The following is a 12,669-nucleotide window of genomic DNA, read 5'->3' as shown; positions in this document are numbered from 1 at the left end:
AAACAAACCAAAAATTTTGCTTTCAGACTTAAATAGAGTGGAATATATTGAATTTTTTGATTTTTTCAAAAATAACCCTTTAAAAGTATTGCAATGACCTTTGGATTATTTGGTTTTAAAACCGTTTAATCTGCAATATTTTCCACTTTTGCCAAAAAGTTCAACGAGATTACTGGAAGAATTGCGGGATTTTGCAAAGAAAAATCAGGGAAATTGATGATTTTTGTCGGGCAAATTCGTAGCGATGATCAAATACTACAACATCAATGGGCAACAAACCCCCGTTGAAAACGCTTATCTCCATGTATCTGACCTCAGCATCCTGCGGGGTTACGGCATTTTTGATTACTTTCTGGCCCGGGAAGGGCATCCCCTTTTCTTGGATGATTACCTGAATCGGTTTTACCGCTCTGCTGCGGAATTGTATCTTGAAATTCCCTTCGATAAGGCTGCGCTGAGGCAGCACATCTACGACCTTTTGGCGGCGAATGAGATACAGGAAGCGGGCATTCGACTGGTGCTCACAGGCGGTTATTCTCCCGACGGCTACACCCCGGTCAGCCCCAATTTGTTGATCATGATGTACGAGCTTCCGGCCAGTGCCTGGGAGTTTTCGGCACAGGGCATCAAAATCATTACCCATCCGTTTCAGCGCGAGCTACCAGAAGTCAAAACCATCAACTATTCTACGGGCATCCGCATGCTCAAAACCATCAAAGAACGGGGAGCCTCTGACCTGATCTATGTGGATAAAGGTGAATGGATCCGGGAATCGGCGCGCTCCAATTTTTTTCTGGTACTCAAGGATGACCGCATTGTCACCGCAGATGAAAAAATCCTTTGGGGCATTACGCGCCGTCAGGTGATTGACGCGGCTCGCGAGGCGGGATACACAGTAGAAGAACGCCCCATTCACGTCAGCGAACTGGCTGAGGCCCAAGAGGCTTTTTTCACCAGTACCATCAAAGGGGTAATGGCGATTGGGCAAATTGATGAGCTGGTATTGGGGGATGGGAATATTGGGAAGGTGACGAAGGTATTGCAGGATTTGTTTGTGGAGAAGGTGAAGGGGTATTTGGCGACGCGCAGCTGATGGCTAATCAGCGATCGTATAGCGGGCAATTTTTTTCAATTTACCAAAGTCATCCAGATTATCATTGGTAATGTCAATCATCTCGTATTGGTTTTTTTTAATCTTGCGGATGCGGGTGGAATAATGTGGTTCTGGGAAGTAGGTATCATAATTACAATATTCTACCTCTTTCCAAGTGTGTTTTTTATTGCACCTCAATAAGACTAGGGTTTTGTATCTACTGGCACAGGAAGTATAATATTGCCCCAATTCCATCCACCCATCCTCATCAATATCTCCGACTGGAAACAAAAAGTCGAAGCTTACACACATTGAATTGACCTTGATTCTGGGAATTTTTGGATCTGAAAAAATTACGGAGATGCCTTCTTCATAACCATATTCGGTTGAATAAATCAATTCTGGCATCAATTGTACAGAATCAATCCGTGTGTCTCCATTGATGTCGCCAATGACTTTGACTTTTTTAAACTCTGCTAGATTTTTCAACAAATAATCTGCCATGACGAGCACCATTGAGTCGACGATATACTGCTTGATGCGCGGTTGTAAGGTAGGATCATTCAGTAGTTTAGCCTTTATATCTGGTGGAGTCCACCTGGTTTTAACTGACAGGGCGTTTTTTGCGGTTATTGAATTTGAAACCTGCTTGGGATGGTTCCTGGGTTGACAGTTAATTAACATGAGGTGAAGCAATATTGGAAAAAATATAATTTTCATTTATCCTTTATTTTGATTCCTCAAACCCCTCAAGAATCTCCCCAACATTAAAGCCCGCACCTACAACTACCTCCACCGTCTCTGTCCAATCAAAAATCTCCCAATGTTTATTTGGCTCCGCAATCATGATTTGTTCCGTTTCGGTGTACACCCAGATCACTTTTTGAATGCCATGCTGGTGAAGATGTTTGGTTTTATCGCGGTAATAAGTAGCCAGATTTTGTGCATCCGCTTTGGTATCCACTTCGATTACAATGCTGGGGCGTTCGTTGGCGTAGTTGTTGTACAATGAAGTCAGGGTGCCTTTGGGGAAAATTGCGATATCCGCAGCGCGCCAGTCATTTTTATCAAATTTGAGCCCGATTTCATTGGTTGTCAAAATGTATTGTTTGCGCAGTTGCGCATGGAGGATGGCAAAGATTTCTCCTACCAAATACGCCTGCAAAAGGCTACTAGGCATAATTTGTTCTATCGTTTTTTCATTGTTCAATACCTCACGCCAGCCTCGATAATAAATGGGTTGGCCATCTACCATTTCGTAAATGAGCCCTTCAGGTACCAGCAAGTCAGCTTCAGCTTTGTTTGCGGTAGCGTAAGTGGCCGTAGGTTCATTTACTTCCTTCGACATTCAGTTCTGTTTTTCTAATTCAAATTTAAGGACATTTGTGATCAAAAGCCATACTACTGGACATTTTACTCGGAGGACATTAAATGCCACGTGCTTTAGCGCGTGGTTAGCAGGATGTTGTAAAAATGGGCTTTAGCCCTCGCTTAAAAATTAATGCTAGGACTAAAGTCCATCAAAAAGGCAATCTCGATCCACGAGCTAAAGCACGTGGCAATTCATATCCTTCGCTCCTGAAATACAAAATGTCCAGTAGTTGTGGCTCAACGCCGAAGGCGAGGTGCTAAACTTTTACGGCCAAAAAATATATTTTCCACTTACTTCTCCGACATCGACACAGAACTCTTCTTGACCATCGGCAACCTCACCTGCGATGGATATTGCGCCGAATGGTGCACATTGTTGTGTGCTACCACGCCAACCGCTTCATCCCAATTGTTCCCCCCAGTATTCATATTCCGGTCAAAACGGGGGAAGTTACTGCTGGAAATTTCGATGCGGATGCGGTGCCCTTTTTGGAAGAAATTACTGGTCGACATGGCACTCAGTTCGAGCTTGTACACCTTACCTTTTTCCATAAACACCTCCTTGTCGTAGCCCTCGCGGTAACGCACCCGCTGGATGGTTTCATCCAGGTTGTAGGCTTTGCCATCGGGGTACACATCGATCAATTTGATGGTAAAATCGGTGTCTTTGACATCCGAAGAAACGTAAAGCGTTGTTTCAATAAAACCGCTCACTTCTACACCTTCGGCCAAGGGCTCGGTTGTGTAAACCAGAATGTCGTTGCGGGTTTCCATTTTTTGCTGGTCAAAAGCGCCACCTTGAACCGCGTTGCCCGTACAGCATACGTTGCCGCCGTAAGATGGAACGGGGTTTTGAGGATCGTAGGCAAAGGCATCTGGAGTATCTTTGGCAGGAGCGGTTGTGCTTAATTTGCCATCGCCGTACAAACTATTGGCCTTGCCGCCACTGTTGAGGAAATAGGTGGTCATCTGGGCATTAGCTGGCGGCCATACCTCCGAAGATTGCCACTTGTTCAACCCCATGGTATAGTACTGCACCTTGGGCATTTTTGTCAAAATCCCGTTTTGTTCCCCTTTTAGCCAATAATCAAACCAGCCATAAGTCATTTCATCGTAATTCAGGCGGGCGTCACCTACACTCCGCTCACCCACGATGGTGTTTTCGGTGGCTCGCTTGTAAGAACAATGTAACACGGGCGCAATCACGAGGTATTGGTTGTTGCGCACATTGGGGTCTTTGGCCGTAGCGCGAACGTGGTTATACAAGGCGATATTGGGGCTACTCGACACATCGTACCAGGAAACAAACCAGAACCCCGGGCGCTCGATCGGCATATTGTCGTGGTAAAGTCCACCCTTGTACCAGTCGGGGTCATTGGGCTTGCGGCGAATCATTTTTTCGTAAACCCCCACCGGGCCATTGGCATTTTTGATGATGTCCTGGATGGGTAGGTGAGCCAGGCCTTTGCTCCAATCAATCCGAGCCCGTTCAGGATCGAGATCAAAAGCCCGTGAAGCACGAATCAGTTGCTCCTGTGTGGCATCTTTGGGAAACATCGGGCGGATCACATCGTTTTGTACCCCGTAAAGCCAGGCTGTAAACAACATTTGTCCCGCTCCACCGCGGTACCAGTTGCCTTGTTCGTAAAATTTACCGACGCGGCCAACCCCTGCTCCAAACCCTTGAGGAATAAAGGTGGTTAGTGAAGGGTGATTCAAGGCAACCACCGCCATTTGCCACTCGGCAGTTGAAGAGCAACCAATCGGGGCCACTTTCCCATTGCACCAGCTTTGTTTGGAGAGCCAATCTACAGCGTCGTACCCATCGGTGGTAGGCGGTCCCAGGATATCCCAGTCACCTTCCGAAAAGTAACGACCACGTTCGTTTTGTACCACATACGCATAACCCCGCTTCACGGCCTCCAATGCTGCTTGATAAGTGCCATTGCGTTGCTCGCCATCGCTCCAGGAGTTGAAATTGTAGGGGGTTTTGGAAAAAATGACGGGTACTTTTTTGTCTCCTTTAGGGCGGAAGATATCGGTGGCGAGGCGGATGCCATCGCGCATGGGCATCATTACTTTTTGATCAACAATTGCGATCTCCTGTAATTGTTTGAGTACGTCGGTCTGCGGGGCTGCTGCCTGCGACCAAAGTTTTGGCGTCATGAGCACGAAGCCCAAGAGCATACACCATAGTTGATTTTTCATACTAAAGCTATCTGGTTTCACAAAGTTGAAAGCTAAGCAATAGCTGGCAAAAATGGGTGACCATTTTGCAGTTCAGTGATAAATAGCTGACAAAATTGGAAACTTTCAGCTCATCGTGCGTGGCTGATAGCTCAAAGCTGATTACTAAGAACGTTTACCCAATTGCACATTCAAAAACAAATTCAAAAACAAAGGTTGGTTCTTTACATTGGGCGCCGTCTCGGTTTCAATCATGATGGGCACTTTTTGGAAGTAAAAATCGGCCATGATGCCTACTTCAAAAGCTTTGACAAACTCATCAAAAGCACCCCAATCAAAGTGCAGGGCAACTTTGGCGTGACCGCCGGGGAGAAAACGGGATTCACCCAGTCCCTTTGAAAAACCATCAGCACCATAAATGCTGTTGATGTCGAGGAATCGGGTTTCATTTTCGGCAGAGTATTTTTCACTACGGAAATTGCGGTTAAAATCTTCAGGTACGTAGCGCAATAACAGATAATAAGGTTTGAGGATTCCCAAACTGGCCCCAGCCGAATAATCCAGGCCTAATGCCAAACCCTTGCGGCGTGCTTTTTCGGAGAGGTAGCGCTTTTCGCCAAAAGTAGCGCGCAGGGCATAAAAGTTATTTTGTTTGCCATACACAAAGCCCCGGAATGCACCTTCAAGGGCCGCAATCTGGTTGCTTTTGTTTTGACGGGTTTCGCGAACGTGTTTGAGTTCACCCAACTCAATGCCCCAATAGGAGGTACGGTTGTAAGCTCGAATATTGCCAAACTGAACACCCGCAGCAATGCCATTGGTGTGTGGTTTGAAATTGAAGGCAAACTCCTTGTTGTATACCACACCTTTGCGGTTTTGGTAATTGTTTTGACCCAGAGAAAGTGTTTGTTGAGCGCTTGCCAAAAGAGGCAAAATCAGGGCCAGGCCCAGACTTATGTAGCGTATGTTGATGTTTTTCATTTTCTTAAGGTTAAATTCGCCAAGAAGGAATTATCTTTAAACAAACCAGCAGCAAAATGTTTGCTCCGCCTTTGATTTAAATGTACGATTTTTTGAGAAAAGGGATACATTTTGCCCCCTGTTTTTCCAAAAAAGACAAATTTCTGTATGCAGATCACCATTTTCAGCACCAATCCTTCCCCTCGTCTGAACTACGTACTCAAAGTTTTTTTCGAGCACCTCTCTTCCCATACGTATATGCTCACTTACGATAAAAGCACTTATCTCAGATCTGCTGGAGCCAAGATAAATTACAGCAAAGTTTCACTTGACTCCAATGAATTGCGGGTCATTCCGGAAACTTTGCTGTTTCAAACCAGTCTGCAACAATATCCCATACAGGTAAACTGGGTGGAGGGTTGCCCCTGGTTGAGTTTTGAAGAAAAAAAAGGGGGAGATTTACCCGCTGATCCTTTTGCCAGCAGTTTTTACCTACTTAGCCGTTATGAAGAGTACTTGCCTTTTGAGGCGGATAAACATGGTCGCTTCACTGCCGCGCAAAGTTTGGCCATGCGGGAAGGCTTTTTACAAATGGCGGTGGGACAGCGCTGGTTGAACGCAGTGCTGAAAGTTTTACAGCAAAAATATCCTGACTTCGCATCCACATCACTGCTGTATCACTTCGCACCTACTTATGATGTGGACATGCCCTGGGCTTTTTGTTATCGGCCTTGGTGGAAGCAATGGGGGGGCAGCCTGAAGGATTTGCTTTTTGGTAAAAAACAACGCAGGCAAGACCGCAGGCGAGCCCTTAAAAACCCTGCAACTGATCCGTTTTACACTTTTCCCCAATTGCACAAATGGCATGAGAAATATGGTCTCACTCCCCGTTTTTTCCTGCTCATGGGCGATGCTGCGGAATACGACACCAATCCATCCCCCGATTTGCCGGCCCAACAGGCGCTGATTCGGGACTTGGCGGCACATTACCCTCTGGGCATTCACCCTTCCTACCAATCTAATATTGAGCCTGATCGGCTGACTATGGAAAAACAACGTTTGGAAAAAATAGCAGATCAACCCATCACCCACAGCCGTCAGCATTTCCTCAAATTGCACTTGCCGGAGACTTATCGCCGTTTGATTGATGCAGGGATTCAGGCGGATTATTCGATGGGCTATGCCGACGATACTGGATTTCGGGCAGGGACTGCTGTACCTTTTCCTTGGTATGACCTGGAACGGGAGACCTGCACCAAGTTGATGATCTATCCCTTTGTAGCCATGGATGTCACCTTGCAACAATACCTGGGTTTGACCGCTGAAGAAGCTTACTCCCGCCTTAAGGATTTGCACCAGGAAGTAAAACTGGTGGGTGGGCCATTCTGCTTGTTATGGCACAACAGTTCCTTTTATGCCGAAGACGGCTGGGCTGGCTGGGGAGAAATGTATGAGCAGGTGCTCCAACTCGCAAAAACAGGCACAATCTAGAATTTAAGAGTTTGTTTTTCTGTTATGGTGCGGCTTCGCCGCTTTTTTTCACCATCTAAGAGACACCTCAGGGGTATTGCTCCTCTAAGATGTCCATTAGATGCCTTTGATGGTTCAATTAAAAATGTCGCTTGCTTTCACCATCTAAGGCATCTGAGCGTTCGCATTAGAATTAGTCCGCAAGAAACCGGAAAACCCGCTCCAGAGGCTGCACCACTGGCGAATTATCCGCATTGACCTCCATGATATCTGCCATATAATCCCACCATTTGCGCATGATCGGCAGGCCCGGCAACAGGTCTACAGTGTGATCGGTACGGCGCTTTTGGTAAGCAAAAAGGTGCCCAGTTCGGGGCTCCAGAAAGATTTGGTAGTCCAAAATCCCTGCCTTCTTGATTGCCGCAGATAATTCCGGCCAGATTTCGTCGTGCCGACGTTGATACTCTACCTCATTGCCTTTGATGAGGTAGAGTACAAAAGCGATTTCTTCAGTGTTTGCCATGATGGATGGTTACAAACGTTGAAACATCAATTTGACCGGCCCTTTCAACCCCGAGGGCAGGGGAGCCCAGTTGGAAGCATCAAAGGGTTGGTAGCGGATGTCTACAATATTGATGTCGTAGAATTTTTTCCAGGGTATTTTTTGCCGATCCAGGTAGCGCACCCGATTGGCCGAGAGGTTTGTCACTTCGATCTGTATGGTATTTTCCTTTTGCAATACCCCTTCAGGCACATCAAGTACAAAAGGCAAACTCCAGACTGCACCCAGTTCGCGGCCATTTATGCTGACTTTGGCCATTTCTCGCACATCACCCATGTCCAGGCGCGCTGGTTTTCCTACCTGAAATTCCGGCAATGAAAAGTCCAGGCTGTAACGTCCGGTTCCACTGAAGTACTGGGCCAGGGTATCTGGAGCGAGGGTCCAGGAAGCCAGGGTGTCAGCTTGATAGCCTTTTGGCACGAAGGGTTTGCCATTCAAAAACTCCACTTTCCATGGCCCAGTAAAATCTTTCACATCTGCCTCTTCAAAAGGCAGTGGCCAACGAGTAAGGGTGCTATCAGCTTTATCTAGTGCCTCCAGGAAGATACTGGAGCCAGGAGCCAATTGTAAAAACGTTTCTAGATTATTCGGCCCCAAGGTTCTGAAACCTTCCCAACCACTTTGTTGACTTAAAGGGTCATACAACTTCAGCATTTTGGCATCGCACGCCAAACGAACTCTGCCTTCCCGGAAACGTCCGGATAAGTTGCTGATGAAGTATAAGGTACCTTTGTCGGTTTTTTTACGAATAAAGGCTAATCCCTTTTCCACTAACATTTCCCGGCGTACACCAGCCTTGCTCAAGGCCGTCCCCATATCCCTGACAAAGGTGACTTGGAAATTGGCCAATAAAGTTTGCATGTTTTTTTGCCGCTCGGTAACATTGTTCCAACCGTTCACGCTGCGAGGCAACCTGCCTTCAAATATAATTGAGGCCCCAGCTTGTTTTAACCGAACCAAAGCCTGAAGCGTAGCCAGGGGAAGGTATTCGGTTACGGGCAAAACCAAGGACTTGTAACGAGTTCCGCCTGTAGAAACGAGCACTCCATTTTCTACCTTCAAAGCCTGAATTTGCCGATCAGAAATAAAATCGTAGGCCAGACCTTGTGCAGTCATCCAGGCGGAAATTCGCCCAAAAGGACTGTCTTTTATGTCATGAACCATTGAGTGAACCTCCATCGGGTGGGTTTTGCCCTTACGCCCAGCTGCATGCCATACGTCGTAAATGGGGAAATAGAGCAACACATCGTTGTCAGGTTTGGCGGCTTGCAAGCGGCTTTGGCTGCGCTCGATGTAGGCGTTCAGTTGTGGCAAAAATGGCCAAAAATGACTCTGTTGATTAAAATTGGTGGAGGCATAAAACAACCAACCCGGAAACTCTGCACCCGGCGGAGAATAAGGTACGCCATGGTAAAAAATATGGTTGACACCGGATACCAAACACTCGTCCACAATGGGTTTGACTTGGGAGAGGGCTACTTTGAAGTGGTTGCCCAGCCAGGTTGCCGTTTCGCAGGAAACCATTTTGCGCCCGGCCACATTTGCTGCTGAGGAAGCCCACTTGATGACAAAAGCATCGGGTTCGCCAAAGCGTTTGACTTCATAATCGGGATCTACGCGGTAGCCAGGGATGCCATAGGGTTTGCTGCCAAAAAACTCGGTTTCGGGTACATCAGAGGCCGCGTAGAGGTCGAGAAGGTTGGCAGGGGCACCGTGGGCTTCGTTGCGTACAATTTTGCCAAACTGTTTGCCCAGGGCCATTAAAGGTTTGGTGAAATCTTCCAGCAGAACGTCGGAAATGGTTTCGTGATAGTCGGCCCAGATCCGTTTTTCCCGATCTGTAATGGTCGTATCCTGGGCCAGTACGTCCAGGTGGGGCAGCAGGTCATAACCGCGCAGTTGTTGGAATTTTTGAACAAAATTATTGGTCCAGTTGGCGCCGTATACTTCGTAGGAATCGTTGTAAAAAGCCCTCACACCATAGTTTTTGGCCATAAACACCTGGGCAAAGGTTTGAAAATAGGTTTTGATGGCCGTGGCGTTGAAATGGTCAAGCACCCAACCTTCGGCACCAGGAGCAGCCCGCTTCACTTTTTGGCCGGTAGGCAATTGGTACAGTGCATAAAGATCGCTTTCCCGTGGGTGTTCCCAACTGATGCCTTTACTGATGTCCAGTTTTTGGATGAACGAATTGTAGGAATAGGCAGATACTGCGATGAGTTTGGCGTTTTTCCACTTTTCAGGAACGGCGGGCAATTGGGTGATTTTTTCTTTGGCCTTCACCGGGATTTTTTGCACCTGAAAAGCTTGGGCAGCATCCTGTGGCTTAACTTTGGCACCTCCAAAGGGCCAACCTGTGCCCAGAGTCATGTCAATGCCCAGGCCCAGTCTTTTGGCCTCCGTACAGGTGTAGTCCAGCATGGACAACCACTGTGGACTGAGGTAGGGGATAAAATTGGCTTCCTCGCCCTTCACACCGTAGATGGGAATGATGTGCAAACCTCCAAAACCCGCTGCCGAAAAATCTTCAAGGTTCTTTTTGAGGTCGGCTTTGTTGACGGCACTGCCCATCCACCACCAGTAGGCCCAGGGCTTGGCGGAATTGGCTTGGGCGTGGAGGAAAAAGGGAAGAATGAGGAGTAAGGAGATCGTAGCGAAAAGCTTGGATAAGTTCTGCGAGCGGAAAAATGACTTGGACATGCGCTATAGGTAATTTTTGTTGAACAAGTTAGGGGGGTAAAGGTAAGATACTTTCCTGTGCTGTCCTGCGGGTTGGTACGGGATTAGGTCGCAAATGTAGAAAATGAATACTTTTTTGTTTGAAAATAGAACTTGAAGGGCACAATCTGGAAAGTATTCAGGGTATCCCAGTGATTCATGTGAACAGAAAATACATTGATGTCTATTCAAAAACAGAAATAAACCAGCGGGATCAATTCATCGAAAGCCTTACTCACGACAGTTATGTTATTTCCATTGAAGACCTGAAGGCGCGACGTAGAAATGAACTCGAAATCTTTTTGAGTGTTTTTGACCAGACCAATCGAACCGACAATCACCACATCTTAAATGTGCGAGAGGAAGATTTTCCTGAATAATTTCGCCCAATTATTCGTAGACTGCAACAGGCCGTTGAGGTCCAAGAAATTCGGGATAACATGGAAATGGAAGATACCATTTTGGAAGAATTTGAAATCCTGGAGCGCCGAGCCATGGATGCTGAGCGGACGATCGAACTCATGCTTCAGCAAAATATTAGCGCTGCGCGCTTGATGAAGGGATCAGGCGTGGAGGATGAGGATATTTGTAGATTTCTTCAAATCGATGCCGAAAAATTACAGGAATGGTTGGCAATAGGGGATAGTGATCAAAACCAATAGTTTAGAAGTGGGCTGCCGCAGCGACTCTGACTCAGGCTGCGTCTAAGTCGCTGCGGCAGCTCACCTCTAAATTCGCCCTTCACTTCTAAACTCAAAACTCATTCTTCACTCTTCACTCTTAACTCAAAAAAGCCTTAAGTCAAAATTATCAAAATTGTATCAATTGATTGATAATCAATATGCCTAAAGCCCGTTGAGAACCAATTACGACGCCTTCCCCCGTACCGCCAGCGGCTTCAAATCCGTCAACTCCGCAATGCTCACCTTCCGGTTTTGCTCAATGCTCTTCCGGGCTGCAATCCCGATCAGGCAAGACATCGCACCATCGCGAGTCCCCGCCTTCAACCCAAAGGGATCGGCCATATTCGGATCACGGAAAATCATGTCGTGCATGCGCTTGTCGCCGCCACCGTGACCACCTTTGAATTTAGGCACTTTGACCGATTCATGTTGGCGCGAGAAATTGTCCATCACGATGATTTCTTCGTAATCAGTAGGTACTTCATTGGAGTTTTGGGTCATTTCCTGAGCATGACGCGTAGCCTGATCCACACTTTCAAACACCCCTTTTTGATAAGGAATGTCCTGCCAGGAATCCAGGCGACCCTTGAAACCGTTGAAGGCAATGCGCCAGCCTTCGTAAGGTGAATAAGTGGTCAGTGAGTAGTTGACCAGCACCCCGTTGGCGTACTGAATTTGCGCCGACATCTTGTCGTAAATGTCGATTTCGGAGCGCCATACACAACCGTCGCGGAAGTAGCCATCGTGCGCTTCATTGTCAGTATAGAGCGTGGTGTAATATTTGTTTTTGGTCACATCGAAATAAAACTTACACTTGTCCTTATGGTTACAGGTTCGGCATTTGATCCCCCGGAAGGAATTGTTGGACCCGTAGTGATCCAGGCTGCCAAAGGCAGTCACCGCAATGGGTTCGGAGTTGATCCACCAGTTCAACAAGTCAAAATGGTGCGTGGCTTTGTGCACCCACAAGGAGCCACTCCGCGACTTGATGCCGTGCCAGCGACGGAAATAATCCGAGCCGTGGTACACATTGAGGAACCAGTTAAAATCCACCGACACCAACTTTCCGATTCGATCCTGCGTCAACAATTCTTTGATTTTGGTCATGTGGGGGCCGTAGCGGTAGTTGAAACCGATGGTGACCTTGCGTCCGGTACGGCGCTCTGCATCCAAAATGGCCTGGCATTTCACTTCATCCGTCGTCATGGGTTTTTCGGAGATCACATCTGCCCCCATTTCCAAGCCCTTGATGATGAACTCGTGATGAGTTGCATCTACCGTTGTTACAATGAGCACATCCGGCTTTTGGGTGCGCATCATTTCTTCAAAATCGGTATAGGTTGGGCAAGTGGCTCCGATGTGTTTTTTGGCGGCTTCCACCCGTCCGGGGTTTAAATCGCACAAGCCCACAAATTCAACCAGGTCGCCATAATTGCTCAAAACCGTTTTACCCCAAAAACCAGATCCACGGTCTCCGGTGCCGACCAAAGCGAGGCGTTTTTTTTCTCCTAAATTCGGCATACCGGTGAGGTTGGGTGCTGCCAATACACCTCCGGCTGCTACCGAGGCTGTTTGGATGAATTCTCTTCTTTGCATAGTGCTTATAGTTTAATGTTGATGGAGGT

General features: G+C 47.2%; 11 protein-coding genes. 4 read left to right on the top strand and 7 right to left on the bottom strand.

The genetic code is table 11. From position 1 onward, the window contains the following. Window positions 1-244: 244 nt before the first annotated feature. A complete protein-coding gene (locus SFV55_RS02505) occupies window positions 245-1,093 on the top strand; it encodes an aminotransferase class IV (RefSeq protein ID WP_320027875.1) in 849 nt (282 codons plus the stop codon). Between the two features lie 3 nt (window positions 1,094-1,096). Here SFV55_RS02505 and SFV55_RS02500 read toward each other — a convergent pair whose 3' ends face one another. The 4 genes from SFV55_RS02500 to SFV55_RS02485 form a co-directional block, all read right to left on the bottom strand. Beyond that, on the bottom strand, window positions 1,097-1,597 hold the full coding sequence (locus SFV55_RS02500) for a hypothetical protein (RefSeq protein ID WP_320027874.1): 501 nt from the start codon (window positions 1,595-1,597) through the stop codon (window positions 1,097-1,099). 223 nt (window positions 1,598-1,820) lie between these two features. Beyond that, window positions 1,821-2,441, bottom strand: a complete 621-nt coding sequence (locus SFV55_RS02495) for a Uma2 family endonuclease (RefSeq protein WP_320027873.1) — start codon at window positions 2,439-2,441, stop codon at window positions 1,821-1,823. A gap of 314 nt (window positions 2,442-2,755) precedes the next feature. Next, entirely contained in the window at window positions 2,756-4,630 is a 1,875-nt protein-coding gene (locus tag SFV55_RS02490) for a CocE/NonD family hydrolase (protein WP_413776683.1), read from the bottom strand. A gap of 186 nt (window positions 4,631-4,816) precedes the next feature. Next, complete coding sequence (locus tag SFV55_RS02485; protein ID WP_320027871.1) at window positions 4,817-5,632, bottom strand: hypothetical protein; 816 nt, start codon at window positions 5,630-5,632, stop codon at window positions 4,817-4,819. A 147-nt stretch (window positions 5,633-5,779) separates the two neighbouring features. Between SFV55_RS02485 and SFV55_RS02480 the strand changes: the two genes are divergently transcribed. After that, a complete protein-coding gene (locus SFV55_RS02480) occupies window positions 5,780-7,102 on the top strand; it encodes a polysaccharide deacetylase family protein (RefSeq protein WP_320027870.1) in 1,323 nt (440 codons plus the stop codon). A gap of 172 nt (window positions 7,103-7,274) precedes the next feature. Here SFV55_RS02480 and rhaM read toward each other — a convergent pair whose 3' ends face one another. Together rhaM and SFV55_RS02470 are read right to left on the bottom strand one after the other, a co-directional pair. Next, window positions 7,275-7,604: an L-rhamnose mutarotase gene (gene rhaM, locus SFV55_RS02475; RefSeq protein WP_320027869.1), complete on the bottom strand. Its 330-nt coding sequence runs from the start codon at window positions 7,602-7,604 to the stop codon at window positions 7,275-7,277. A 9-nt stretch (window positions 7,605-7,613) separates the two neighbouring features. Beyond that, window positions 7,614-10,343, bottom strand: coding sequence for a glycosyl hydrolase (locus SFV55_RS02470; RefSeq protein ID WP_320027868.1), 2,730 nt, complete (start codon window positions 10,341-10,343; stop codon window positions 7,614-7,616). A 119-nt stretch (window positions 10,344-10,462) separates the two neighbouring features. Here SFV55_RS02470 and SFV55_RS02465 point away from each other — a divergent pair, with 119 nt between their 5' ends. After that, a complete protein-coding gene (locus SFV55_RS02465) occupies window positions 10,463-10,741 on the top strand; it encodes a hypothetical protein (protein ID WP_320027867.1) in 279 nt (92 codons plus the stop codon). Window positions 10,742-10,801: 60 nt separating this feature from the next. Beyond that, entirely contained in the window at window positions 10,802-11,023 is a 222-nt protein-coding gene (locus tag SFV55_RS02460) for a hypothetical protein (RefSeq protein WP_320027866.1), read from the top strand. Window positions 11,024-11,227: 204 nt separating this feature from the next. Here the strand turns inward: SFV55_RS02460 and SFV55_RS02455 are convergent, their stop codons facing one another. Continuing rightward, window positions 11,228-12,640 (bottom strand): Gfo/Idh/MocA family oxidoreductase, encoded by a 1,413-nt coding sequence (locus SFV55_RS02455; protein ID WP_320027865.1) that lies wholly within the window; start codon window positions 12,638-12,640, stop codon window positions 11,228-11,230. Window positions 12,641-12,669 lie beyond the last annotated feature (29 nt).

Origin of the sequence: Haliscomenobacter sp. (genome assembly GCF_033763495.1) — a bacterium.
In the GTDB taxonomy this organism is placed as follows: domain Bacteria; phylum Bacteroidota; class Bacteroidia; order Chitinophagales; family Saprospiraceae; genus Haliscomenobacter.
The sequence above is the reverse complement of the archived record's forward strand: the minus strand, read 5'-3'. Positions and strand labels throughout refer to the sequence as shown.